Annotated in this window: 28 protein-coding genes and 1 pseudogene; 7 read left to right on the top strand and 22 right to left on the bottom strand. The window is 44.6% G+C overall.

The window, feature by feature from the left end:
• Window positions 1-2 precede the first annotated feature (2 nt).
• The 18 genes and pseudogenes from trxB to ACHBIF_RS06610 form a co-directional block, all read right to left on the bottom strand.
• A complete protein-coding gene (gene trxB / locus ACHBIF_RS06695) occupies window positions 3-920 on the bottom strand; it encodes a thioredoxin-disulfide reductase (RefSeq protein WP_167785927.1) in 918 nt (305 codons plus the stop codon).
• Between the two features lie 12 nt (window positions 921-932).
• Entirely contained in the window at window positions 933-1157 is a 225-nt protein-coding gene (locus ACHBIF_RS06690; RefSeq protein WP_105122970.1) for a DUF4059 family protein, read from the bottom strand.
• A 20-nt stretch (window positions 1158-1177) separates the two neighbouring features.
• Window positions 1178-2521 (bottom strand): DEAD/DEAH box helicase, encoded by a 1344-nt coding sequence (locus tag ACHBIF_RS06685; RefSeq protein WP_170242374.1) that lies wholly within the window; start codon window positions 2519-2521, stop codon window positions 1178-1180.
• A gap of 148 nt (window positions 2522-2669) precedes the next feature.
• Window positions 2670-4109 (bottom strand): Asp-tRNA(Asn)/Glu-tRNA(Gln) amidotransferase subunit GatB, encoded by a 1440-nt coding sequence (gatB, locus tag ACHBIF_RS06680; RefSeq protein ID WP_394719440.1) that lies wholly within the window; start codon window positions 4107-4109, stop codon window positions 2670-2672.
• A complete protein-coding gene (gatA, locus tag ACHBIF_RS06675; RefSeq protein WP_394719438.1) occupies window positions 4109-5575 on the bottom strand; it encodes an Asp-tRNA(Asn)/Glu-tRNA(Gln) amidotransferase subunit GatA in 1467 nt (488 codons plus the stop codon). Before gatA ends, gatB begins: the two co-directional genes overlap by 1 nt.
• Window positions 5575-5877, bottom strand: a complete 303-nt coding sequence (gene gatC, locus ACHBIF_RS06670) for an Asp-tRNA(Asn)/Glu-tRNA(Gln) amidotransferase subunit GatC (RefSeq protein WP_172073670.1) — start codon at window positions 5875-5877, stop codon at window positions 5575-5577. Before gatC ends, gatA begins: the two co-directional genes overlap by 1 nt.
• A gap of 131 nt (window positions 5878-6008) precedes the next feature.
• Window positions 6009-6560: a cysteine hydrolase family protein gene (locus tag ACHBIF_RS06665; RefSeq protein WP_394719435.1), complete on the bottom strand. Its 552-nt coding sequence runs from the start codon at window positions 6558-6560 to the stop codon at window positions 6009-6011.
• 1 nt (window position 6561) lies between these two features.
• Complete coding sequence (gene codY, locus ACHBIF_RS06660; protein WP_105111615.1) at window positions 6562-7350, bottom strand: GTP-sensing pleiotropic transcriptional regulator CodY; 789 nt, start codon at window positions 7348-7350, stop codon at window positions 6562-6564.
• 298 nt (window positions 7351-7648) lie between these two features.
• Window positions 7649-8002, bottom strand: coding sequence for a 30S ribosome-binding factor RbfA (rbfA, locus tag ACHBIF_RS06655; protein ID WP_105111614.1), 354 nt, complete (start codon window positions 8000-8002; stop codon window positions 7649-7651).
• 63 nt (window positions 8003-8065) lie between these two features.
• Window positions 8066-10264, bottom strand: a pseudogene (gene infB / locus ACHBIF_RS06650) (translation initiation factor IF-2); the annotation flags it as partial.
• Between the two features lie 629 nt (window positions 10265-10893).
• Window positions 10894-11232 (bottom strand): YlxQ-related RNA-binding protein, encoded by a 339-nt coding sequence (locus ACHBIF_RS06645; RefSeq protein WP_105111612.1) that lies wholly within the window; start codon window positions 11230-11232, stop codon window positions 10894-10896.
• Entirely contained in the window at window positions 11189-11485 is a 297-nt protein-coding gene (gene rnpM, locus ACHBIF_RS06640) for an RNase P modulator RnpM (RefSeq protein ID WP_105111611.1), read from the bottom strand. The genes ACHBIF_RS06645 and rnpM overlap by 44 nt, the downstream gene beginning before the upstream one ends.
• Window positions 11486-11501: 16 nt before the next feature.
• Window positions 11502-12644 (bottom strand): transcription termination factor NusA, encoded by a 1143-nt coding sequence (nusA, locus tag ACHBIF_RS06635; RefSeq protein ID WP_125266113.1) that lies wholly within the window; start codon window positions 12642-12644, stop codon window positions 11502-11504.
• Window positions 12645-12693: 49 nt separating this feature from the next.
• Window positions 12694-13164 carry a ribosome maturation factor RimP gene (gene rimP / locus ACHBIF_RS06630; protein ID WP_125266114.1) on the bottom strand — a complete coding sequence of 157 codons (471 nt, stop codon included), beginning with the start codon at window positions 13162-13164 and terminating at the stop codon, window positions 12694-12696.
• Window positions 13165-13324: 160 nt separating this feature from the next.
• Window positions 13325-13960: a tRNA (guanosine(46)-N7)-methyltransferase TrmB gene (gene trmB / locus ACHBIF_RS06625; protein ID WP_105111608.1), complete on the bottom strand. Its 636-nt coding sequence runs from the start codon at window positions 13958-13960 to the stop codon at window positions 13325-13327.
• Window positions 13957-14751: a phosphotransferase family protein gene (locus tag ACHBIF_RS06620; RefSeq protein ID WP_105111607.1), complete on the bottom strand. Its 795-nt coding sequence runs from the start codon at window positions 14749-14751 to the stop codon at window positions 13957-13959. The genes trmB and ACHBIF_RS06620 overlap by 4 nt, the downstream gene beginning before the upstream one ends.
• A gap of 49 nt (window positions 14752-14800) precedes the next feature.
• Window positions 14801-15847, bottom strand: coding sequence for an ABC transporter permease (locus tag ACHBIF_RS06615; protein ID WP_394719430.1), 1047 nt, complete (start codon window positions 15845-15847; stop codon window positions 14801-14803).
• Complete coding sequence (locus tag ACHBIF_RS06610; RefSeq protein WP_172073676.1) at window positions 15844-16578, bottom strand: ATP-binding cassette domain-containing protein; 735 nt, start codon at window positions 16576-16578, stop codon at window positions 15844-15846. Before ACHBIF_RS06610 ends, ACHBIF_RS06615 begins: the two co-directional genes overlap by 4 nt.
• A 61-nt stretch (window positions 16579-16639) precedes the next feature.
• On the opposite strand from ACHBIF_RS06610, the gene ACHBIF_RS06605 reads away from it, so the two are divergent.
• Together ACHBIF_RS06605 and ACHBIF_RS06600 are read left to right on the top strand one after the other, a co-directional pair.
• Complete coding sequence (locus tag ACHBIF_RS06605) at window positions 16640-17053, top strand: HIT family protein (RefSeq protein ID WP_105160222.1); 414 nt, start codon at window positions 16640-16642, stop codon at window positions 17051-17053.
• Window positions 17054-17055: 2 nt separating this feature from the next.
• On the top strand, window positions 17056-17370 hold the full coding sequence (locus tag ACHBIF_RS06600; protein ID WP_105111603.1) for a chemotaxis protein: 315 nt from the start codon (window positions 17056-17058) through the stop codon (window positions 17368-17370).
• A 319-nt stretch (window positions 17371-17689) separates the two neighbouring features.
• Here ACHBIF_RS06600 and ACHBIF_RS06595 read toward each other — a convergent pair whose 3' ends face one another.
• The 4 genes from ACHBIF_RS06595 to ACHBIF_RS06580 form a co-directional block, all read right to left on the bottom strand.
• Complete coding sequence (locus tag ACHBIF_RS06595; protein WP_394719427.1) at window positions 17690-18889, bottom strand: LCP family protein; 1200 nt, start codon at window positions 18887-18889, stop codon at window positions 17690-17692.
• Complete coding sequence (locus ACHBIF_RS06590; RefSeq protein WP_105111601.1) at window positions 18889-19413, bottom strand: GNAT family N-acetyltransferase; 525 nt, start codon at window positions 19411-19413, stop codon at window positions 18889-18891. The genes ACHBIF_RS06595 and ACHBIF_RS06590 overlap by 1 nt, the downstream gene beginning before the upstream one ends.
• Complete coding sequence (tsaE, locus tag ACHBIF_RS06585) at window positions 19406-19846, bottom strand: tRNA (adenosine(37)-N6)-threonylcarbamoyltransferase complex ATPase subunit type 1 TsaE (protein WP_394719452.1); 441 nt, start codon at window positions 19844-19846, stop codon at window positions 19406-19408. The genes ACHBIF_RS06590 and tsaE overlap by 8 nt, the downstream gene beginning before the upstream one ends.
• Before the next feature lie 84 nt (window positions 19847-19930).
• Entirely contained in the window at window positions 19931-21391 is a 1461-nt protein-coding gene (locus ACHBIF_RS06580) for an NCS2 family permease (protein WP_105111594.1), read from the bottom strand.
• A 244-nt stretch (window positions 21392-21635) separates the two neighbouring features.
• Between ACHBIF_RS06580 and ACHBIF_RS06575 the strand changes: the two genes are divergently transcribed.
• The 5 genes from ACHBIF_RS06575 to ACHBIF_RS06555 all read left to right on the top strand — a co-directional run bounded on the left by ACHBIF_RS06575 (window position 21636) and on the right by ACHBIF_RS06555 (window position 25914).
• Window positions 21636-22448, top strand: a complete 813-nt coding sequence (locus ACHBIF_RS06575; protein ID WP_105122952.1) for a Cof-type HAD-IIB family hydrolase — start codon at window positions 21636-21638, stop codon at window positions 22446-22448.
• Window positions 22449-22697: 249 nt separating this feature from the next.
• Window positions 22698-23687 (top strand): mannose/fructose/sorbose PTS transporter subunit IIA, encoded by a 990-nt coding sequence (locus tag ACHBIF_RS06570; protein WP_394719424.1) that lies wholly within the window; start codon window positions 22698-22700, stop codon window positions 23685-23687.
• Window positions 23688-23736: 49 nt separating this feature from the next.
• On the top strand, window positions 23737-24543 hold the full coding sequence (locus tag ACHBIF_RS06565; RefSeq protein ID WP_105118523.1) for a PTS mannose/fructose/sorbose transporter subunit IIC: 807 nt from the start codon (window positions 23737-23739) through the stop codon (window positions 24541-24543).
• Between the two features lie 21 nt (window positions 24544-24564).
• Window positions 24565-25476 (top strand): PTS system mannose/fructose/sorbose family transporter subunit IID, encoded by a 912-nt coding sequence (locus ACHBIF_RS06560; RefSeq protein ID WP_105118524.1) that lies wholly within the window; start codon window positions 24565-24567, stop codon window positions 25474-25476.
• A gap of 63 nt (window positions 25477-25539) precedes the next feature.
• Entirely contained in the window at window positions 25540-25914 is a 375-nt protein-coding gene (locus tag ACHBIF_RS06555; RefSeq protein ID WP_105160027.1) for a DUF956 family protein, read from the top strand.
• Window positions 25915-26065 lie beyond the last annotated feature (151 nt).

Here is a 26065-nt window from a genome sequence, read left to right as displayed (position 1 = left end):
TCCTATTCAGCGTGTTCTGTAATGTAGTTGTAGACTTCCTGTCCAGCTACTGCACCATTTCCAACAGCCGTCGCAATCTGACGGAGCTGATTTTGGCGAATGTCGCCGATGGCATAGATGCCATACTTGCTGGTTTCCATTTTTTCATTGGTCACAACCCAGCCAGCCTCATCGGTAATACCCAAATCCGCAACGCTTTCAGTCATCGGATCCAGCCCCACATAGACAAAGACTCCGCCAAATTCAAGCTCTGACAATTCTTCAGTCTTGACATTCTTGATAACCACGCTTTGCACGCGCAGGTCATCTCCTTTGATTTCCTCGACGACACTGTCCCAGATGAAGTTGATTTTTTCATTGGCAAAAGCTCGGTCTTGGATAACTTTTTGGGCACGTAGCTGATCTCTGCGGTGAACGATGGTCACAGACTCTGCAAATTGGGTCAGGAAAAGCGCCTCTTCCACGGCAGAATCTCCCCCTCCGACAACCAAAAGTTTTTGCTGACGGAAGAAGGCTCCGTCACAGACCGCGCAGTAGGAAACCCCGCGGCTGTTGTAGGTATCTTCACCTGGAACTCCCAGCAGACGGTGTTTGGCACCCATGGCTAGAACAACCGTCTTGGTCTCCAAAACGCCATCTTCGGTAATCACTTTTTTAACAGGTCCATCTTCTTCAATGCGGATGAGGGTCCCGAAAATATGGTCCACACCGAATTTTTCCAGGGGTTCAAACATTTTTTCAGCCAAGGCTGGTCCAGAAATATGGTCGTAGCCTGGATAGTTTTCAATCTCAGCGGTGTTGTTCATCTGGCCGCCATAAATACCGCGTTCTAGGAGGGCAACTTTGAGATTGCTCCGTCCTGCATAAAGTGCGGCGGTCATGCCTGCAGGACCTGCACCAATGACAATTGTATCGTACATTCTTTCTTCCTTCTATGCCTTCAGCATTAACAAAATGGCCACGATTCCAAAAGCTAAAATAGGGATGGTCATAATGTTAATGAGCAATAAATCATATAAAAATTCTTGGCGTTCTTGATAGGTCTTATCTCGATTTTTTAAAGCTCGAATTAGAAACCAAATCAAGCTCAGCAATACCACAATAATTGTGGCAATGAGTAGTCCTTGCAAATAGTTACTTAATATTGATTGTAACATCGGTCTCCCTCTGCTAACTCTTAAAAGGTTTGACGCTTAGCTTTGCGTTCTGCACGCCCCTTAGCACGCGCTTCCACTCGCTTGGTCTTACGACGTTTTTCGTCCACCGCCCACTGGATTTTCTTCTTATAGCCCGGCTTGATTTTCTTTTTCTTCTTCTTGACCAGACCAATCATCTCGATGTCCAATTTTTCACGTGTCTTTTCACGTTGAACACGACGATCACGGTCATAGGTATCGACAAATTCGCCGTCCTTCATTTCTTTGGGCAAGAACTTGATATTGAGTTTTTCCAACTCACGAATATCGGCATCGTCGCTCGGTTGATAAAGGGTAATGGCAATACCTGACAAACCATTGCGTCCTGTCCGACCGACCCGGTGAACAAAGAAGGACAAGTCCTGCGGAATGGCATCGTTGATGACATGGCTGACTCCTTCAATATCAATCCCACGAGCCGCCAAGTCTGTTGCTACGATATACTGATAATCCAAATTCTTAACTTGGTTCATGATACGCTTGCGTTCACGAGGTGGAATATCTCCGTGAATTTTAGCCACGCGCAATCCATTTGAAAGCAAGTAGCTGTGCAATTCATCTGCCCGAGTCTTGGTATTTACAAAAATCATGGCTAAATAGGGCTGCATGAGCCTGGTTGCTTCCAAAATTTGAGCATTGCGGTCGCGCCCTTTTGTCGAAATCAACCAGTTTTCAATGGTATCCGAAATGACTGTCTGGGTCTTGATTTGTTCCATGACAGGATTGGACAGGTATTTTTTCAAGAAAGGCTGGAGCTTTTGCGGAATGGTCGCGGAAAAGACCATGAATTGCAAATCCTTCGGCAGGCTCCCAGCAATCTTATCCACCGTCTCCAAAAAGCCCATGTCCAAGGTCATATCCGCCTCATCAACGACAAAGGTCTTGGCCTTATGAATAGCCAAATCACCCGATTGAACCAAGTCGTAAATCCGACCCGGCGTTCCGACAACGATATGGGGCTGACCAGCCTGCAATTTGTCAATCTGGCGATTTTTATCCGTCCCACCGACATAGTTAGACACACGGACTTCAGGTTGAAAATGCCCTGCCATCTGCTTGGCTGCTTGATAAATCTGGGTCGCCAATTCACGAGACGGAGCTGTGATAACAGCCTGCACCTGGTCCAGCTCTTCGTCCAATTTTTGGAAAATCGGAATTAAAAAGGTATGGGTCTTTCCCGAACCAGTCTTGGATTCTCCAATCAAGTCACGACCAGATAGCACCACAGGAATCAATTTTTCCTGGACCTCTGTCGGCGTGACAAAGTTAATCTCTTTCAAAGCCTCCTGGATGGACGGCTTAAGTTTCATATCTGTAAATTTCATAATGTCCTCTTTTTCTGATTCCTTTCATTATACCATTTATTAGAATGACAAGCAAAAAGGACGGATGGGCATCGAAAAATTCAAAGCTTCATATCTATCGCCATTAAAAGAGACCAAAACAGCCGTTTCAGTCTCTTCATTATTTCATTTAATCCAACAACTTCTGCAATTCTTGGGCTAGTAATTGTTGAGCAACTTGTGGATTGGCCTGACCTTTTGTTGCCTTCATAAGGAAACCTGTAAAGGCCTTGTCCGCATTGCGTTTGCCGGACTTGAAGTCAGCAACGGCTGCCTCGTTATTCGCAAAGACTTGGTGAATAATCGGAATAAGAACTTCTGGGTCTGAAATCTGCACCAAACCAGCTTTTTCCACATATTCCTTGGCTGAGCCACCTTCTTTAGCTAGATGCACAAAGACTTTCTTGGCAATCTTAGATGAAATGGTGCCGTCTGCAATCAAGGCTATCATTTCAACCAAGTTTTCTGGTGTAAGAGCGATTTGCTTAATAGTCTTGCTTTCTGCATTAAGGAATTGAGCCACTTCACCCTGCAACCAGTTAGAAACTTGTTTAGCATCGCCACCTGCTGCTACTGCCGCTTCAAAGAAGTCAGACAGGGCCTTGGTAGAGGTCAACTGACCTGCATCATAGGCCGTCAAGCCCAAGTTCTCCACATAGTGAGCACGGCGAGCCTTTGGAAAGACTGGCAATTCTGCACGCACTTCCTCAATCCAACTATCATCAATCTCATAGAGCGGTAAGTCTGGCTCTGGGAAGTAACGGTAGTCAGCTGATCCTTCTTTTACACGCATGAGAATGGTTTCCCCAGTAGATTCATCATAACGACGTGTTTCCTGCTGGATTTGACCACCTGAACGTAATATTTTGGCCTGACGTTCTACTTCATGTTGCAAGCCCTTGCGCACATAGTTGAAGGAGTTGAGGTTTTTCAACTCAGTCTTGGTACCAAACTGCTCCTGACCATAGGGACGAAGAGAGATATTGGCATCAACCCGCATGGAGCCTTCTTCCATCTTCACATCTGAAATGCCGGTGTACTGGATAATTTCCTTGAGCGCTGTCAGATAGGCATAAGCCTCCTCTGGCGAACGCATATCCGCCTCAGATACAATCTCAATCAAAGGCACACCCTGACGATTGAGGTCAACATAAGAATAACCATCGGTGCCGTGGGTATTTTTCCCCGCATCCTCTTCTAAATGCGCCCGCTCAATCCGGATTTTCTTGGTCGAACCATCTTCTAGCTCAATCTCAATCCAACCATTGTAACCGATTGGCTCGTCAAACTGAGAAATCTGGTAGGCCTTGGGATTATCAGGATAGAAATAATTCTTGCGGTCAAAGTGCATATCCTTGTGAATATCCATATTCAGCGCCAAGGCCGCCTTAATCCCCGCATCAACAACGCCCTTATTCAATACCGGAAGAACACCCGGAAATGACCAGTCAATAATGTTGGTGTTGGCATTGGCGTCCTCACCAAAATGAGCATTGGAAGGTGAGAAAATTTTAGAATTGGTATTGAGCTCCACATGGACTTCCAGACCAATAATCGTTTCAAAGTTCATTACTTGTCACCTCCAAAAATCACTGGTTGTTGCTTGTGGTAATCCGTCGTCGCCTCAAAGGCCGCTGCCACTTGATAAACGGTCTCTTCACTATATTTTGGACCAATCAACTGCAAACCAACTGGTAATCCTTCCACAAATCCAGCAGGAATCGAAATCCCCGGCAGACCAGCCAAGTTGACAGGAATAGTCAAAAGATCCGCCAAATACATGGCCACCGGATCATGGCTCTGGGTTCCCAGACCATAAGCCACCGTCGGTGCCGTTGGCCCCAAAATCAAGTCATAGTCCGCAAAAACTTTCTCAAAATCCTGAATAATCAAGGTCCGCACCTGGCCAGCCTTCTTGAAGTAGGCATCATAGTAACCTGATGACAAGCTAAATGTACCTAACATAATACGACGTTTAACTTCCTCACCAAAACCTTGGCTACGGGTTTTCACATAAATCTCATCCAAGTTTGTCGCATCTTCTGCCCGGAAACCATAACGGATTCCGTCAAAACGTTGCAAGTTTGAAGATGCCTCAGACGACGCGATAATGTAATAAACCGCAACCCCATACTTAGAGTGAGGCAGACTGACTTCCTCGATAATAGCTCCCAAGCTTTCCAAATGCTTGGCCGCCTTAAGAATAACTTCCTTGACCTGCGGGTCAATACCTTCGCCCATGTATTCTTTTGGAAGAGCGATTTTCATGCCCTTGATGTCCTGACCAATCTTGCTGGTAAAGTCAGCAATCTCATGAGCTGTCGAGGTCGCATCACGCTTATCATGGCCAGCAATGACGTTGAGCAACTGGGCATTTTCCTTGACCGTCTGAGAGAAAGGACCAATCTGATCCAGGGAGCTACCGAAGGCAATCAAACCAAAACGAGAAACCGTTCCATAAGTTGGCTTAATACCGACAATTCCGTTAAAGGCCGCAGGCTGGCGAATAGAACCACCTGTATCTGAACCCAAGGACAGGCGAACTTGACCAGCCGCAACAGCTGCCGCAGAACCACCTGATGAACCACCCGGCACTTTTGTCTGGTCCCAAGCATTTTTCGTCAGCTTGAAGGCAGAATTTTCATTGGAACCACCCATAGCAAATTCATCCATGTTGGTCTTACCGATGACAATCATATCCTTGGCATAGGCCTGAGCAACAGCCGTCGCATCAAAAATCGGCTCATAATTGTAGAGCATTTTTGACGCAGCCGTTGTCAAAATACCCTTGGTTGAAATATTATCCTTAACCGCCAAAGGAATACCGGCCATGACATTGTCCGCATCAATCCCTTTTTGGTCGAGGGCAGCTGCCTGTGCCAAAGCCTTGTCTTCATTGATATTCAAAAACGCATCCACAACAGCTTCTCGGCTCTGAATATCTTCAATCGTCGCCTTGGTCAACTCGACCGCAGAAATCTCTTTTTTGACCAGGAGGTCGTGCAATTCATCAACTGTTTTATTATTCCATGTCATTAGGCATCTCCTCCCACGTCTAAAATAGCTGGTACCTTGATGTAGAAATCTTTACTTTCAGGTACATTTTTGAACAAGTCCTCACGACTTTCACCCTGCTCTGCCACATCGGCACGCAAGACATTTTTCCGGTCTGCCATGGTGGTCGTCACTGGCACACCTGTCGTATCCACCTCATTTAACAACTCAACCATGTCAACAATCTTGCTCAAGGTCGTCGCAAATTCCGCCGTTTCCTGGTCTGTAAATTCCAGCTTAGACAGCTTGGCAACATGACGCACCTCAGCCTCAGAAATCTTCATACTTACCTTCCTCCTATTGGAAATTCATCTTCTCATTATACCATACTTTAGAAAGAGGACAAAGAACCAAATAACCTCATTTGTCAGCTTTTAGGCATGGAAAAACCAGCCTGATTGGCTGGTCAGAATCACTAGTCAATAATGGTCGCACCGAGCACATGCTGCAGATGGTTGAGGGCGAATTGATGATTTTCCTCCGTCAAAGCCGTAATTGCTGAAGAAATGACTTCAATCTTATAACCTTTGTTATAAGCATCAATGGCGGTATGGAGCACACAAATATCGGATAAAACACCCGTCAAAACCACTGTATCAATCCTTCTTTCCCGCAAACGAACATCCAAATCCGTTCCAGAAAAGGCTGAATAATGGCGTTTGTCCATCCAACGCACACGCGCATGGTTCTGATATTCAGCATAAAAATTCGCCAGGGGACCATACAAATCACGACCACTGGTGCCCATGATATTATGCGGTGGGAAGAGCTTGCTTTCTGGATGCAAATCGTCATCCACCTCATGCCCATCAATGGCAAAGACAATATAGTCCCCACGGTCAAAGGCTTCTTGGGTCACTTGCACAATTCGGTCTGCAATAGCTTGAGCAGGCTTACCAGCTGTCAATTTGCCATCGTCCGCTACAAAATCAACCGTATAATCAATCGAAATCAGCGCTTTTGTCATCTTAGTAGTCACGTTTTTTAATCTCATCAAAAATAGCAGGAATCAGAACTTTCAAATAAGTCCCTTTCATACCCAAAGAACGGCTTTCAATAATACCTGCACTCTCCAGCTTACGAAGAGCATTGACAATCACCGAACGAGTAATACCGATACGGTCTGCAATGACAGAGGCCGTCAACTGACCTTCATTGCCATCCAACTCACCCAAAATCGCAGCTACAGCCTTCATTTCTGAGTAAGAAAGCGTATTGACCGCCATATTGACCGCTGCCCGACGACGAATATTCTTCTCATCCTCTTCCCGCTGGAAGTTGAGCAACTGGATACCAACCACCGTCGCCGCAATCTCCACCAAAATCAAATCATCATCGTGGAACTGCTCATCATTGCGCCAAATAATCAACGAACCAAAACGAATACCCGTCACGTGAATTGGTGCAATGGTCGTCAAACCATTTGGATAGGTCGAACGAGATTCAACCGGAATAGCTGTCAATTCACTCTCCACCGGCAAGTTGACCTGCGTGTCATAAACTTGCGCAATGGCCTTAACATACTCTTCCGGATATTGCTTATTGACATAAAATTCTTCCACACGATCATTATTGGTCTTGTAGTTCATGTGGTAGCCAAGGATTTCTCCTTCCGCATTGATAATACAGGTATTACAGTCGATAATTGCAGACAGGTGGTCTGCAATCGCGTTATAAGGCAGTTCTTCTGCCAATTGTTCTTCGGAACGCTTTAAAATCGACGTAATATTCCGTGTTTTTTCTAATAATGTTGCCATAAATTCCTCTTTACACTGTAATTATATTTATTATACCGAATTGTTTGCCAAATTTCAACAATTATCAGAAAATTTACTATTTTTAGAAAAGTATATATTTTTTTGGGTTTTTATAGCCATTTAAAAGAAAAAATCAGGTATTTCTACCCGATTCTAGAAACTATATTCACAAGTAAGGTCCCTTTAGACAAGAAATAGTTTTTTTCCTACTCAAGGTCAGTTGAGATGGAATACTGACTGTATTTCGAGAAAAACTAGCCTTCGCTCAAGTGCCAAACTGTGAATACAGGGGATTAGCTTAATCTTTCTTATCCAAAGCTCGCAACATCTCATCAATCTTGTTGCCGTATTCAATGGATTGGTCCTTTTCGAAGACCAAATCAGGAATCTTGTAGAGGGTCAACTTACGCCCCAATTCCCGTTTGATGGTTCCTGTCGCTTTTTGCAGACCAGTTTGAGCCTTTTGATTGTCCGAAGCCAGATTACTCATAATTGTGTAGTAAACCTTGGCCATGGACAAGTCACCGACCATCTGTACATCTGTAATGGTCACGCCCTGCACACGTGGATCACGGACTTTCTTTTGCAAAATCTCATTGACTTCGCGCTTGATTTCCATCCCTACGCGGTCTGTACGAAAATGATTTGCCATAGGAACTCCTTTCTATTTCCTTATAAAGCGAAGAGGTTGCTTTTCCAACCTCTTACTTGCTTATTATTTCTTAATTTCTTCCATAATGTAAGCTTCGATGGTATCATCTACCTTGATGTCATTGAAGTTTTCAATCATGAGACCACCCTCTTGGGCATTTCCAACTTCCTTGACATCGTCCTTGTAATGTTTCAAACTAGACAATTTACCGTCGAAGACAACGACACCGTCACGGATAACGCGGACGCTTGAATCACGGGTAACCTTACCACGGATAACCATAAATCCACCGATGGTACCAACTTTGGATACCTTGAAGGTCTCACGGATAACTGCTTCACCAATAATTTTTTCTTCGTACTCAGGATCCAGCATACCCTTCATGGCATCTTCCATTTCCTCGATAACCTTGTAGATAATGCTGTGGAGACGCACTTCAACATCGTCAGTTTCTGCCTGCTGGCGCGCTTCTGCCGTTGGACGAACGTTGAAACCGACAATCAAAGCATTCGACGCTGCTGCAAGAGTCACGTCTGACTCATTGATGGCACCGACTGCAGAGTGAACGATATTGACACGGACACCTTCGACTTCAATTTTTTGAAGAGATGATGCCAAGGCCTCAACCGAACCTTGCACGTCTGCCTTGATAATCACGTTAACAGACTTGACTTCACCGGCTTTAAGAGTATCAAAGAGGTTTTCAAGACTGACACGTTGCGTAGCCTGACGTTGTTTGAGAAGGGCACGTTTGGCACGTTCTTCACCTGCTGCACGCGCAGATTTTTCATCTTCATAGACCGCAAAATGATCGCCTGCCATTGGCGCCTCGTTAAGACCAGTAATCGAAACAGGTGTTGATGGTCCTGCAACCTTGACACGACGACCGAGGTCGTTGGTCATAGCACGAACACGACCGAAGGTATTGCCGACAACGATTGGATCTTGGACATTAAGAGTACCTTGTTGAACCAAGAGGGTCGCAACCGCACCTTTTCCTTTATCCAAATGCGCCTCGATAACCGTACCGATGGCACGAACAGTGGGATCAGCCTTGAGCTCTTGGATTTCCGCTACAAGAAGCACCGTTTCCAAGAGTTCGTCGATGTTTTGGTTGAACTTGGCTGAGATTTCAACAAATTCAGACTCGCCGCCCCAAGCTGTTGAGATAACACCATGCTCTGCCAATTCACCGATAACACGCTCTGGATTGGCACCTGGTTTATCAATCTTGTTGATAGCAACAATAATTGGGACATTGGCAGCCTTAGAGTGGTTGATTGCCTCGATGGTCTGTGGCATAACACCGTCGTCCGCCGCTACTACAAGGATGGTCAAGTCGGTAACAGAAGCACCACGCGCACGCATAGAGGTAAAGGCCGCGTGTCCTGGCGTATCCAAGAAGGTAATTTTCTTGCCAGCATCCTCAATCTGGTAGGCACCGATATGCTGGGTGATACCACCAGCCTCGCCTGTCGCCACACGAGAATTACGCAAGGTATCCAAAAGCGTTGTTTTACCGTGGTCAACGTGACCCATGATGGTAACAACAGGCGGACGTTCAACCATTTCCTCTTCATTTAGGTAGCCCTCTTCTACAAAGAAACGTTCGATATCTGCGTTATCAACCTCAACCTTTTCCTTGGCCTCAATTCCATAATCAACCATAAGGAGTTCGATGGTGTCGCCATCTAGAGATTGGTTCTGAGTTGCCATAACCCCCATAAGGAAGAGCTTTTTAACAATCTCAGCAGGCTCGCGCTTGATCCGTTTCGCAATTTCTGCTACGGTCATACCAGCTGTATACTCAAACTCTGTTGGCAATTCATGGAATTTACGCTCTGTGACAGGTTTGGCAGTCTGATTGTTCTTACCTTTTTTATTTTTCTTGTTGTTATTCCAGTTACTTGTTCTTTGATTTCTCACTTGATTTTGACTATTTCGATTTCTTTGTTGTTTACGTGGACCATCTTCATCGTCACTATTAAAGTCACGCTTCTTATCTGGTCGAGCTTGTTTTTTACGACGCGTATCGACTGTACTTTCCGCTACCGCAGTTGGGACTGAAGCAGGTTTGGTTTCAGCGATTGGTTTTGTTTCCACAACCGGCTCTTCAAATTTGATTTCCTTGGGCTTCTTAGGCTGGTCTTTAGCTGCCTTAGCCTGCAAGAAACGCTCCTCGCTTGTCTTAGCGTATTCTGCGTTCTGCTCAGCTTTCAAAGCTGCTGCACGGGCCTTGAAATCAATCTTAGGAGCAGCTGGACGAACCACTTCCTCCTGACGACGGTCGCTGCGATTAAAGCTACCATTTCCTCCGCGATTGTCTTGGCGGCGGTTGTCACGATTGTCGCGACGGTCTCCAAAGCGGTTTTCCTTACGGTCATTGCCCCCTTGGTTACCACGGAAATCACGGCGGTCGTTGCGGTTGTTGCCTTGACCAGCTTGGCCACTTTGACGGTTGTCACGACGGCCTTTCCCTTGTCCACCTTGGGCACGTTTGGCCGCTTGCTCCTTGGCGCGCGCCTCACGTTCTGCCTTGAAGTTACGACTCTGTGGACGATGAACCGGTTGGGCTGGCTTGCTAACCTCTTGGCTGACAGGTTTTGCTTCAACTGTTTTTTCAGCTTTCGGTGTCTCCACCTTTTGTTCTGCCACCTTTGGCTTTTCTACAACTTTCTCAGCTTGTACAGGAGCTGGTTTGGGCGCCTCCGGCTTTTTAACTGAAAAACTATCTGCAATTCGCTTAGCTCCCGCTTCATCAACACTCGAAGCATGGCTTTTGACATCAAAACCCAATTCTTGAGCCTTGGACACTACTTCCTTACTGCTTACACCCAATTCTCGGGCGATTTCATTCAATCTCTTCTTAGACAATGCCTTGTCCTCCTGTTCTATTCCATAATAGACCTCATCTTCTTTGTAAATCCAGCGTCTGTCACTGCAAGCACCTTTCTAGCCTTGCCGACAGCTGCACTCAATTCCAGCGTTGAAAACGCGGTTACAACTTCTACTTGATAGGTATGACTTTTATCTGTTACTTTTTTGCTTAAATTTCCGGCAGCATCATTGGCTAAAAAGACCAATTTTGCCTGCTGCTTGCGAATGGCATCAACGACCAATTCTTCCCCTGAAATCAGGCGACCTGCCCGTTGGGCCAAGCCCAGTAAATTTAATATTTTTTGCTTCTTATTCGAGTCCAAGCTCTCTCCTCTTGACCTTGTGGTCGACATAGGCAATCAATTCATCATAAAATTCTTCTGACACTTCCATGCTGAAGGAACGGTTGAAAACCTGACGTTTCTTAGCCTGGGCCGCCTCATCATTATCCAGCTTGATGTAGGCACCACGGCCATTTGCCTTACCAGTCGGGTCAATGAAAACCTGGCCCTCTTTATTTTTTACAATGCGGAGCAAATCCCGTTTGTCGATGATTTCACCGGACACCACAGACTTGCGTAAGGGTATTTTTCTAGCTTTTGCCATGGTTGCTCCTTGAATCTTATTCTACTTCTTCGGACGTTTCTTCGACAATTTCTGCCGCTGCATATTGGGCTGCTTCAATAGCTTCATACTCTGAAGCTGACTTGATATCAATACGGAAACCAGTCAAGTGAGCCGCCAGGCGGACGTTTTGACCACGACGACCGATTGCAAGTGACAATTTATCATCTGGTACAACGACTGTCGCGTGCTTACCATCTTCTGTGTCAAAGAGAACTTGGTCTACTTCAGCAGGCGCGAGAGCATTGTAGATGAATTCTGCCTCATCTGGCACCCACTCGATAACGTCGATGTTTTCCTCAACAGGCACCATACGGTCGTTCTTAGCATCGTAGCGAGCTGGGTGGAACTTGCTCGTAATTTTCTTGATATTTGAACCACCACGACCAACGATTGTACCGATAGCGTCCACGTTTGGATTGTGGCTACGAACAGCAACCTTGGTCCGGTCACCTGCCTCACGAGACACGCTCATGATTTCAACGGTACCATCGTAGACTTCAGGAATCTCCTGCTCCATCAGGCGTTTGATCATTTCTGGATGACTACGGCTTACAAAAACGTTGACACCGCGACCATTGTCCTCGACCTTATAAACATAAACTTCAATGCGGTCGTGGGATTGGAAAACCTCACCAGGAATCTGGTCCTGCTTGGACAATTGTGCCTCAATAGTTCCCAAGTTGACATAGATGAAGCGGTTGTCGAACCGTTCAACCGTACCAGACATGATTTCATTTTCATGTTCCTTGTAGGTATTGTAGGTAATAGCACGCTTTTGCTTGCGCATTTTTTCCATGATGGTCTGTTTGGCTGACTGGGCCGCCACACGACCGAATTCAGCAGGATCTTCTGGGAATTTGATTTTATCGCCCATTTCGTAGGCAGATGAAATCGCCAAGGCATCCTTGAGGCTGATTTCCAAACGGCTATCAAAAACTTCATCTACGACTTCACGAACCGTAAATACGTGGAAATCGCCCTTCTTCTCGTCAAACTCAATAACAGCTGACTCTGATTGGCCATAGCGACGCTTGTAGGCTGAGCGAAGCGACTCTGTCACTGCTTCGATAATATCAACCTTGTTAATCCCCATGTCTTCCTCTAAAATTCGGAAGGCTTCTAGCATTTCTTTACTCATCTTGTTTTCCTTTTGAATTCAAAAGGTCCTTTCTTAAAAAATCAATCTATTAAATCTTAACAGCCAAACGGGCTTTGGCAACAGTCTGATAAGGAATGGTTACTTCTTTTTTACGGGTCTTGTCCATGTATTCTAGAACCAAATCAGTCCCATCAAAAGACAAGAGGGTCCCCTCAAAAACTTTTACCTTGTCAATAGCCTGATAGAGCTTGACATTGATGTATTTTCCAACCGCCTGCTCAACAGCTGCCGCCGTTTTCAAAGGACGCTCCAAACCAGGACTAGTCACTTCCAACATGTATTGGTCTGGAAATGGATCTGGTTTAATCCCATCCAGGAGCGGGCTGATGACCTCTGATAAGTCTGCCGTATCTTGCAGGGAAATGCCACCCTCCTTATCCACAAAAATGGACAGGACATACTCTCCACCCATCTTGCCATATTCCACATCCACCAGCTCATAAGGGGGCTGGATGGAGGGAGCAATCGCCTCTGTGACCAAATCAACAATCGATGACATAGACACCTCCTTCGTTATCTTAAGGTACAGGTAAAGGGTTGACTTGCGCCAACCCCCTTTACTTCTTATTTACTCCTATCATTCTAGCACATGCCAGAGAAAATAGCAAGAAAAACGATGCGAAAAGGCAGCCTGTACGAACTGCCTCCTCTTTTATTGTTTAAAACTGTGCTTCTACGCGGTAGATAACTTGTCCTTTGTTCGAGAATTTCTCTTCATACTCGGTCATGACATTGCCTTCTAAACCATCCGCATGGAGGTCCAACCAGACCTGTTTGAGTGTCATGCCATATTGAGAAAAGCTGGCCAAGCTATATTCAAATAAACCACGATTGTCCGTTTTAAAATGAATCTCTCCCTCTTCAGGAAGTATTTCCTTATAGGTATCTAAGAAGGACTTGTAGGTCAAGCGACGTTTTTCATGACGTTTTTTAGGCCATGGATCTGAGAAATTCAGATACAATTGGTCAATTTCTGCTGGTGCAAAATAGTTAGTCAAACTAGATCCATCTACCTGGAGCAATTTAATATTGGGCAAACCAGCCTCAATAACACGATCCAAGGCGTAGCTCAAGACCGTCATCTGAATGTCAATCCCAATATAGTTGATATCCGGATTTTGAGCGGCCATGCCTGTTACGAAACGCCCTTTCCCTGAACCAACTTCAATGTGGATAGGGTTGCTGTTTCCAAAAATTTCAGCCCACTTCCCCTTGCACTCTTCCGGATTGGAGATAACATACTGGGGATTATTGGCTAGGAGCTCACTAGCACCTTTACGATTTCTTACTCTCATTGATACTTATAAAAATTCTGTCTAAATAACCGCAGGGCATAGATTTCTAGATTCGCCGCCTCGGTATTGTTACTTTCAAGTTGTTTAGAAATTTGGTTAAGGAAGCCTAGTTGGCCATACCAATAAATCTTACTGATAACCGTACTGTTGTACTTGTAGCCATAGCCCTTGAGCCACTCTTCCCATTCCTGTCTAGGAATGTAATGGGTCAATATAAAGGCGACATCTAACATCCGATCGGTCACACAGGCTGTTTCCCAATCCGTCAAATAAATCAGTCCACTTGTCGTTTCCACCCAGTTTTTATGGTGGAGATCCCCATGGACAAAGGTTGCCAAATCCTGTCTGAAACGTGGTGTGGTCTGCAACAATTCTCTGCAGATAGATTGCAGGTAGGAATTACCAGCTAATTGCTTGGGCGCTTCTTTTTGCCACTTCTTCACCAACTCCGCCGGCTCCAAATAGGTATAACTTAGTTGGAGAGCCTGATTGAGCAGAATGCGTGAAAAGTGCATTCTGACCAAAATTTGCTGGACCTGTTTCCCAGACATATCGTGACGATTAAGAGTCCGACCATTCAGCCATTCCTGAACAGCTCGGTCTCCCACACCCAAATCCCTATCGCTACTTAAGATGGGCGGAGTGATTTGTTCCCGAGCCAGAGCATTGACAATCGGTGGCATTTCATACTTGACAAAAACAGGCGTACCATCTGGTCGCAAGCCTTTGTATGCTTTTCCGCTGTTTCCTGCAATAGACTGCAACTGTAGCCCGCTGGTATCAATCTGCATGCCATTCCTCCTTTAAAAACTCCTTACTATTTTACTAGTTTTAGGCCATTTAGTCAATCAATTTTTTCGCTTTACTATCCAGGTAGAGCTGATTTAAAAGAATTCCGATTCCAATAAAGACCAGCAAATACTGCTTTTCCTCCAGCAGCAATAGGCCTAGCACAGACTGCAAAATCAAGGAAAGATACAAAATCTGTCGCAGGACTCGTTTAAAGCTAATCAGTCGTTTGTCTGGACCGACTGGCAAAAGCTCGGCCATCAGTTGATAATCATAGGCGTGATAGAGCGGAAGCAATTGGAACAAGAGCAAATAATGAAATAAACTGGCTAATCCTACTGAGAGCCAGGATTCCCTCACCGTAACAAAAAATACAATGGATAAGATTACCAGTCTAAGAGCCAGTGAAAGGTAGTCCCCACTGCGCAAAAAGGCCCTCATGAAAAGATAGTCCCAGGTAAAGCCAGTTTCTTTTTTAATATGCCCCAGTAGCCCATCCAAATAGGAACGACGTTTGACAAAGCTAGTCAGCCCCTTAACATTGGTAAAGAGGGAGAAAAATTTCAATATCGACGTTTTTCTCTTGCTCTCATATTGAAGAGCCTGTTCCCAGTCCACCCTTTCTTCTTCCATAAAGGCCAGGAGTTTCCATCGAAAATAGAAATATTTGGCAATGGTTAGCATGAAAATCAATGGAATAAAAAGTAGAATAGGAAGTTTTAATTTGAGGTAGAGCGGGAGTAGAATCAATTGACCAACAAGTTGGAGGCTAGCCCAGACCAAAAAGGCCCTGCGATTGGCAGCAAAGAAGATTTCAGGCATTTCAGCTTCTTTTGATAGTAGGAATATCTTATCAGCCTCCTCTACGTAGGTGGCAACATTGCCTGCCAAGAATAGCAGCAAGCTGACCAGGGCCAAAATAACGTACAGCAACCAGGACTGACTGGACAGGTTTTCTAGCAACTGCCGATACTGTAACGCCAGAAAGCCAAAAAGTACCAAAACAACCAAAACAAAGTGGTCATTCAGTACATAACGAAGATAGGTTGCACACTGCCTTAAAAATAGATTTTTTCGTTGACCAAAGAGCGCCTTCATCCCTGCCCTCCTTCTTGGGTCAAACTAAGATAAATCTCGTTAAGGCTAGCATCCTGCATGGCAAATTCCTGGCGTAGGTCAATCAGATTGCCCGTAGCCTTGACCCGACCCTTATGTAGGATAACGAACCGATCACACATTTTTTCAGCGGAATCGAGAACATGGGTGGACATCAAAATGGAGCTTCCCTGAGCCTTTGCTTGATTGAGCAAGTTAATTAAATCCGCAATCGCAATCGGATCCAGACCCAAGAAAGGTTCATCGACAATCAGCAAACTCGGCTCAACCATAAGGGCGCAAATAATCATGACCTTTTGTTTCATGCCTTTTGAAAAATTCACAGGGAACCAGTCCAAACGGTCTTCCAGCCTAAAAATAGCCAATAGTTCTTGAACACGCGCCCAGGCAGATTCAGCTTCCAAATCATAGGCCATCATCACTAACTCGATATGCTCTTTCAGGGTCAGTTCCTCATAGAGACTAGGCGTTTCAGGTATAAAACCAATTTTTTTTCGATAGGTAGCCATGTCTTCGTTGATCCCCTGCCCATCAATTAGAATTTCTCCTTTGTAAGGGCTTAGGAGACCGATGATTTCTTTAATAGTAGTTGATTTCCCGGCACCATTCAAGCCAATCAAGCCGACTAGCTCCCCATCCTTCACCTTAAAATCTACATCATGTAAAACAGGAATATTGGCATAGCCACCTGTTATATTTTTTACTTCTAACATACATTTCGTCCTATTATTTGATATAATTATTATACCAAAAATCCTAGAAAGAGGTTGCATTATGTCAGATTGTATTTTTTGTAAAATTGTCTCAGGAGAAATCCCTTCTTCCAAGGTCTATGAAGACCAACATATTCTTGCCTTTTTGGACATTACCCAGGTAACTAAAGGCCATACCTTGGTCATCCCTAAAAAACATTTTCGTAATGTCTTAGACTTGGACCAGGAAACAGCCAGCCAACTATTTTCAGCCATTCCAGCTATCGCTAGCCACTTGAAAGACAAACTAGGAGCAAGCGGACTCAATATTGTCAATAATAATGAGGAAGTTGCTGGTCAAACGGTCTTTCATACCCATATCCACCTACTGCCTCGATTTGAGGGACAAGATGGCCTGGATATCCGATTTGCAACAAATGAACCTGATTTCCCAGCCCTAGCCCAACTAGCCCAAGACCTCTACATAGGAGAATAATCATGAAACTTCGCCACCTACTGCTAGCCGTCGGAGCTGCTCATTTGGCCTACCAGGCTGTAAAACACCGCAAGGAAATCGCTGCAGAGGCTAAAGAAACCAAAGAACTGGTCCAACGTATCCAGGCAGATAAGCAGAAAATAACAGACCAGTTAGCCCTGCTCAATTCATTCAAGGCGCCTGTCCAGGAACTCAGCAAGGATTTACAGTACCAACTAAAGGTTTACCAGCAGAGTATCGCAGGCAACCTGACTGAAATCCAAAAATTTACTGATAAATACAAAACAGAAGATTCTCAACATTGGGAGCGGGAATGAACTCGTCAAAGCTAAGAAGAGTTCGTCAACAAGTCTCTATTTCTTGTTGTTGACCTAAAACGGTCTATCCCCAGACCGCCTCGCATTCCTATTTCTTGGCTCGGGCTTAAAACCTCCACAGGAACCTTTAACTCCACCCCGCATAGCTTCAAAGGTTCGGGGAACCTTTGAAGGTTGGAAATTGAACTAACTCTGTTCGTATCAAAAAACAGTCTGGGGAGAGACCAACCACTGCGCTGATATGTTGACACGAACGAAAGAAAGCAAGCCTAGACTTTTTGCCTAGGCTTCTTTCTATGTACAAACTCGAGATTGTCTATCACTGGCCATCTTCTGCTGAGCTAGAAGAGGTTTCGACCTGACTGGACTCCGAATCTCTTGACTTAGAGGTCTCTGTTTGGCTATAGTCAATATCGTAGGTTGGCGCTGTTTCCGGTTCGTAGGTTTCACCGTTGGCTTCAACTTCGATATCATTAGTATAGGCATTGATGACCTCGATTGGACTGGATTGTCCAAAGAGATATTCCAAAACCTTGATGTTGGTCTTGATTTTAGAAACTTTTGGTAAGCCCAAGGATTCCTTGAGGACATTTTGCATTTCCAAAACATGGGCCGCCGTCGGTATCTGGTAAGACAACTCGTCAATTGTGTGACCTTCACCACCCAATTGGTAGGATTCAACCTGGTTCAGAGCATCCTTATAGCCCAGAAGACTAGGAATGGTTGAATTTGAAATCACAAAATCCGTCCGCATGTGCTTAGAGACAGCTTTCAAAATCTTTTTATACTGCGTAAATCCATCCAATTGCAAGAGCTTGGTCACCAGGGCCTGGATAACCTCACGCTGCCGCTTCTGCCGACCAATATCTCCCTCCGGATCATCGTAACGCATCCGGGCATAGACCAAGGCCTGGTCTCCATTGACCAATTGCTCCCCAGGTGGAACGACAGCTGTGTAGGCAGGTTCATACTCATCGATAGTAATCGGGAAGCCCAAGGTATTGTTGACCTTGATACCACCGATGGCATCAACCAGCTCCACCAGGCCATCCATATTGATTTCGACATAGCGATTGATGGTAATATCCATCATCTTCTCAATGGTCGCAATGGACATGGCCGCCTGACCATAGGCATAGGAGTGATTCAACTTCTCAATCTTATCACTAGAACGACCATTCTTATTGGCTATCTCTACCATGATGTCACGCGTCAAGCTCATCATGGTCGTTTTCTTAGTTAGAGGATTGACCGTCACCAAAATCATGGAGTCACTCCGCCCTTCTTCCCAGTCCAGACCCCGAGTTGCCTGGTCGGTATCCACCCCCATCAAAAGAATGGTCAAGGGCTCAGTAGCCTCGATAATCCCTTCATCTTCTCGGTTACCGATAGAGCGAAAAGTCTTTGCAATCTCCCCGGTCGAGTAATTCAAAAAAGTCGCGGTATAGATTGCTCCTGCCCCGATTGTCAACGCTAGGATGGACAAGAACATCAATAAAATTTTAGTTCCTATTTTCATTATTCACCTATTAACTTGGCCATAGAATACAAATCTAGCCAATCTCCCTCATCTGTTCTAGCTCCCCTTGCCAGAGTCCCTTCAATCTTGAAGCCCAATTTTTCATACAAAGCCACTGCTCTTTGGTTGCGGACCTGAACCGTCAATTCTAAACGCTTGAGCAAATCCATTTCCTCAGCCCAATGAATCACTTCCTCCAGCAAGATGGAACCCAGTCCCTGTCCCCAGTAGGCTTTTTTAACCGCAATAAAAATAGTTCCGATATGACTAATCCGAAACTGACTGGAGGACTTGACCGACACTACTCCAATGACTTCATCGTCTAACTTGGCCAGCAACTGCAGCTCCCGAGGATTTTCTATGCAAGCCGTAAAAATATCTTCGATATCTTGGACACCAAGCCTAAACCCCGTCTCATCCATGACAAGAAAATCGGTTTCGCCTGCGACCTGGTTCATAAAGTCAATAAAGGATTGGGCATCAGCTGGTTCTGCTTCCTGAAAATAAATTTCCTTCTCAACAATCATCTAACAACTCTTTCAATTGGGCACTACGCGGTCCTGACGCACTAAACTCCAACCTCCGACCGTCCTTTTCGATGGCAATACGAACTGTAAAAACATCGTCCAAGAGATCGGCATCTAACAACTCTCCCCATTCAATCACGGTCACCCCATCGCCATACAAAAAATCATCTAGGTCAATGGAATCCGGATCATCACCAATCCGATAGACATCTAAATGATAGAGTGGCAGACGACCCTCATACTCTCTTACAATGGTATAGGTTGGGCTTTTTATCATTTGCTCAATATTCAGTCCCAGGGCAATTCCCTTGGTCAAGGTCGTTTTCCCAGCACCTAGCTGACCTGATAAAACAAGGACATCCCCTGCCCTAAGCAATCCTCCTAGTTTTCTTCCAATAGCTTGTAATTCTTGTTCATTTTGACTATACATGTCTAACATTATAGCATAGCTTCCCCTAGTTTGTCATGGTCCTACCCAACAAAAAAACTGGGTCTCCCCAGTTTCAAAGTTGCTTTAGATAATCGCTAAGATAATGAAGTTCAAGATAAAGAGTGCTGTTGAACCCCAGAGGATTGGGTGAATCTCATTTGCCTTACCAGTCGAAACTTTTACCAAGCAATAGAAGATAAAGGCTGCCGCAATACCGTAAGAGATAGAGAAGCAAAGGGCCATGAAGAAGGCCGCGAAGAAAGCAGGAAGCGCATCTTCAAAGTTTTGCCAATCCACATCAAGGAAGCTGGATACCATCATCACACCGACGATAATCAAAGCTGGTGAAGTTGCCGCTGCTGGCACGATACCAACGAATGGCAAAATGAGGATAGATAATAGGAAGAGAACTGCAGTTGTCACAGCTGTCAAACCAGTACGTCCGCCTGCAGAAATACCAGCCGCAGACTCCACGTAAGTTGTCGTATTTGACGTACCAAAAATCGCACCAATTGACGTACCGATAGCATCTGCAAAGAGAGCACGGTCCATTTTAGAGTTAAAGCCTGTACTATTTTCAAGCGCCTTCTCATCTTCCTCAGAGAAAATGCCTGTCTTACGGCCAGTACCGATGAAGGTTCCCAAGGTATCAAAAGTATCTGACAAGCTAAAGGCAAAAATGGTCATCAACACTAGTGGCAAACGGCTAGAGTCCGCAAAGAGTGAAGCCATGCCATCAAAGGCTGCTAGGAAGGTTGTGCCAAGCTCAGCAAAAGCAGAACCGATATTATTGTTGGCAAAATCAATAGCAGAAATATCAACCACACCAGCTGGAATCCCCGCAAGAGTCGTAGCAATGATACCAATCAAAATCGCACCGCGAACATTTTTAATGACCAAGACAGCAGTCAAGAGAAGACCAAAAACAGTCAAGAGAACGCTTGGATCTGTAAAGGTTGAGATGGCTGGAACAACGCCACCACCTGCAAACACGGAGAAGACCCCGTTTGAGAAGGTTTCAGCTGTCGCATCAGCAGGAGCAACACCATTAACTGTGATGATATCCGAAGCTGACGTCAGGAAGGTAATTAGGTTTGAATTTTTGAAGCCAAGGTAGGCTACGAAAACCCCGATACCACCACCGATAGCATGTTGCAAGCTAATTGGAATAGCTTTGATGATGCTCTTACGAACCTTGGTCACTGTGATAAAGACGTTGAAGAGTCCGCAAAGGAATACCATTGCCAAAGCTTCCTGCCAGGTGAAACCAAGTCCAATAACAACAGTATAAGTAAAGAAGGCGTTGAGACCCATACCTGGCGCCAAGGCATAAGGTACATTGGCAAAGAGACCCATAACCAAAGTTGAAACCGCACTAGCGATAATGGTTGCCAAGAAAACTGCCTGAGAAGGCATACCTGCAACACTGAGGATGCTAGGGTTCACAAACAAGATATAAGACATAGCGAAGAATGTCGTAAGACCTGCCATGATTTCAGTTGAAACAGTCGTCCCATGATCTTTAAGTTTGAAAAATTTATCCATTTTTTCGTTTCTCTCCTTTTAATTTACGAACGATACTTGAATTATAAACAAAAAATATTCACAATTCAAGAATTTTAATGCTGAAAGCGTTATTTTTTGTAAAATCACAGTTATTCATTCGTAAATAACGAACATTCTAAGTGATATAAGCCTGTCTCATCAAAAAGATAAGTATTTTTGCAAATAGTTCCTGATTCTGTTATACTGAACAGTACTTATTTTATGCTAGAAGGAAGTGACCGGTATGACCAAAAAAATCATCGCTCTGGACTTGGATGGAACGCTCTTAAACAAGGAAAGTCAGCTATCTGACTACACCATTGCGACCATCCAAAAAGTACGCCAAGCTGGCCATACCGTCATCATCGCAACAGGTCGCCCTTACCGTATGGCTGACCAATTTTACCATCAGCTCAAGCTGGATACACCCATGATTAACTTCAATGGTTCCCTCATCCATATTCCGGAGAAAAAATGGGCTTGGGAAAAGAATATTCTGATTGATAAAAAATACCTATTGGAATTTTTAAAGGAAGAGTCTACCTTTGAGGCGGACTTCATCGCAGGCGAATACAAGAATAAATTCTTTATTACCCAGGATCATCTGGACAAGATTGACCCAGCTTTAATGGGAGTTGAGCAAATCACCCCTGAAACCCTGATTAGGCCAGAATTGATTACCAGCGACCCCCACTCTATCCTCATGCAGACCAGAGCAGCTGACAAGTATCAACTAGCCAAGGAAATGAAAGCCCATTTCAATAACGAACTAGAAATCAATACCTGGGGCGGTCCGCTCAATATCCTAGAAACCTGTGCCAAGGGAGTAAACAAGGCCACTGCCCTAACCTATCTGCTCGACCAGATGCAGGCCAGTCCAAAAGATTTGGTTGCCTTTGGTGATGAACACAATGACATAGAGATGCTGGAGTTAGCCGGAACAGCCTACGCCATGAAAAATGCCAGCGACTCACTATGCCCCCATGCCGATCGATTGACCGAATTCGCTAATTTTGAAGACGGTGTTGCCAGAGAATTGGAAAAATTATTTTTATAAGGATAAAAAGGTTTGGAAAGTCTATATTTCTAATCCTTTTTCTTTTATTCCTTGTATGAAGCAAGTTTTATCAATTTTATATCATTATAATATGCAAGAAATAATGTGTAACTTTTCAGAAAGATTGCAAAAATTGTCACAAAATTGGTTGACAAAGTAATGAAAGCGATTTATAATAAGTAAGTTGGTTCTATGAAAGCCTTTTCCAATCGCTACCATAGAACAAGAAAAATTTTAGGGGGTACAATAATGAGTATTGGAATCATTATTGCAAGTCATGGCGAATTTGCAGCTGGCATTCATCAGTCTGGCTCCATGATCTTTGGCGAACAAGAAAAAGTACAAGTTGTTACTTTTATGCCAAGTGAAGGTCCAGATGATCTCTATGCCAAGCTCAATAACGCCCTTGACGCGTTTGACGCAGATGATGAAGTCTTGGTGCTGGCTGACCTTTGGAGTGGTTCGCCATTTAACCAAGCGAGCCGCTTAGCTGGGGAACATCCAGAGCGCAAAGTAGCCATCATCACCGGACTTAACTTGCCAATGCTAATTCAAGCCTACACAGAGCGTCTAATGGATGCTTCTGCAGGGGTTGAAAAGGTTGCCGCAAACATTATCAAGGAAGCCAAAGATGGTATCAAGGTTCTTCCAGAAGAACTTCAACCAGCTGAGGCTGCTCCAGCTGCAAGTGCTGCTCAAGCACCTAAAGGAGCAATCCCACCAGGAACTGTTATCGGTGATGGTAAGTTGAAAATCAACTTAGCTCGTATCGATACTCGTCTCTTGCATGGTCAGGTCGCTACTGCTTGGACTCCAGCTTCTAAGGCTGACCGTATCATCGTCGCTTCAGATACAGTTTCACAAGACGACCTTCGTAAGCAATTGATCAAGCAAGCGGCTCCAGGAAACGTTAAAGCAAACGTTGTTCCTATCAAGAAACTGATTGAGGTTTCTAAAGATCCTCGCTTCGGTAACACACACGCTTTGATTCTCTTTGAAACACCTCAAGAAGCTCTTGAAGCAATCGAAGGTGGCGTAGAAATCAAGGAATTGAACGTTGGTTCTATGGCTCACTCAACAGGTAAAACAATGGTGAACACTGTTCTTTCTATGGATAAGGACGATGTTGCAACCTTTGAACGCTTGCGTGAACTTGGTGTCAAATTCGATGTCCGTAAAGTTCCAAACGATTCACCAAAAGATTTGTTTGACTTGATTAACAAGGCAGATGTTAAATAATAACTGATTAACACTGTGTGATTATCAGAAATATGAAAGGATTATAAATATGTCAGATATTTCAATTATTTCTGCAATTTTGGTCGTTTTTGTGGCCTTTCTTGCAGGTATGGAAGGTGTCCTTGACCAATTCCAATTCCATCAACCAATCGTTGCATGTACCCTCATCGGTCTTGTTACCGGTAACCTAACAGCTGGTGTTATGCTTGGAGGAACTCTCCAACTTGTTGCTCTTGGCTGGTCAAACATCGGTGCTGCGATTGCACCAGACGCTGCCCTTGCTTCTGTTGCTGCCGCTATCATCTTGATTAAGGGTGGTGACTTCTCAGCAACTGCTATCTCAGTTGCTCAAGGTCTTGCGATCCCTCTTGCTGTTGCAGGTCTTTTCCTTACAATGCTTGTGCGTACTGCATCTGTTGCCCTTGTACACGGTGCTGACGCTGCTGCAGAACGCGGTGATTTCGGTGCACTTGAGCGCTACCACTTGATCGCTCTTTCACTTCAAGGTCTTCGTATTGCTGTTCCTGCTGCCCTTCTTCTTGCTATCCCAACTGAGGCTGTTCAAGCTGCTCTTGAATCTATGCCAGCTTGGTTGTCAGGTGGTATGAACGTCGGTGGTGGTATGGTTGTTGCCGTAGGTTTCGCTATGGTTATCAACATGATGGCTACTCGTGAAGTATGGCCATTCTTCGCTATCGGTTTCGCTCTTGCTGCTGTTAGCCAATTGACACTTATCGCTCTTGGTGCTATCGGTGTATCTCTTGCCTTCATCTACCTTAACCTTTCTAAAAAAGGTGGAAACGGTGGCGGAGCTGGTTCTAACGATCCAATCGGCGACATCCTAGAAGACTACTAAGAAGAAAGGAAGAACACAATCATGACAGAAAAAATTCAACTTTCAGTAAAAGATCGTAAAGCGATTTGCTGGCGTTCAACCTTCCTTCAAGCATCATGGAACTTTGAGCGTATGCAAAACTTGGGTTGGGCTTACACAATGGTTCCAGCTATCAAAAAACTTTACACTAAGAAAGAAGATCAAATTGCGGCTCTTAAACGCCACATGGAATTCTTTAACACACACCCATACGTTGCTGCACCTATCGTCGGTGTAACACTTGCCCTTGAAGAAGAGCGTGCAAACGGTGCTGACATCGATGACGCTGCTATCCAAGGTGTGAAAATCGGTATGATGGGACCTCTCGCTGGTATCGGTGACCCAGTATTCTGGTTTACAGTACGTCCTATCCTTGGTGCCCTAGGTGCTTCACTTGCTGTGTCAGGTAACATCCTTGGCCCAATCCTCTTCTTCGGTCTTTGGAACGCTATCCGTATGAGCTTCCTATGGTACACTCAAGAGTTTGGTTACAAATCAGGTAAAGAAATCACTAAAGATATGTCAGGTGGTATCCTCCAAGACATCACTAAAGGGGCTTCTATCCTCGGTATGTTCATCCTTGCCGTACTTGCTCAACGTTGGGTATCTATCGGCTTCAACTTCACGGTTTCTGAAGTTCCACTCTCAGAAGGTGCCTACATCGAGTGGGATAAATTGCCAGAAGGCTACGAAGGTATCCAAAAAGCCTTTGAATTGGTTGGTCAAGGTTTGTCACAAACTCCAACTAAAGTTACTACTTTCCAACAAAACTTGGACGGTCTTATCCCAGGCTTCATGCACTTGCTTCTTACCTTCCTATGTATGTGGTTGTTGAAGAAAAAAGTTTCTCCAATCACTATCATCGTTGGTTTGTTCGCATTCGGTATCGCAGCTCGCCTACTTGGAATTATGTAATCCATTAAGAAACCCCGCTCATGCGGGGTTTTATGGTATAATTAAACAAGAAATGAGGTAACTATGGCACAATCATTAAACAAACACGTCGAACTATCCACAACAGGCGTTTCCTATCTCAGTCTTGCAGGTGGAACGGTTGGCAAGTTCCTGCTAGGTGATCAAGCTCTGGAATTTTATGCTGATAACAACGTTGAAAATTACGTTCAAATTCCTTGGACATCTATCGATCAAATCGGTGCCAATGTTTCCAACAAGAAAATCAGTCGCCACTTCGAAGTCTATACTGATAGCGGTAAATTCCTGTTTGCTTCTAAAGATTCTGGTAAAATCCTAAAAATTGCTCGTGAACATATTGGCAATGATAAGGTGGTCAAATTACCAACTCTCCTGCAAATTCTAGGACAGAAAATCTCAAATCTATTTGCAAAAAAATAAAAAATCAAGTATAATAAGACAAACGGATAAGTAGTATCAGGCGTTTTTCAGAAAGTCTGCGGTCGCTGTGAGCAGATAAACAAGGGATATGAAATTCTACCGTTGGCTAAAAATGACATACTTAAAGTGCACAGAATGTGAAGCTGGATGG

Origin of the sequence: Streptococcus sp. A11 (assembly GCF_043674225.1) — a bacterium.
GTDB lineage: Bacteria > Bacillota > Bacilli > Lactobacillales > Streptococcaceae > Streptococcus > Streptococcus suis_V.
The sequence above is the reverse complement of the archived record's forward strand: the minus strand, read 5'-3'. Positions and strand labels throughout refer to the sequence as shown.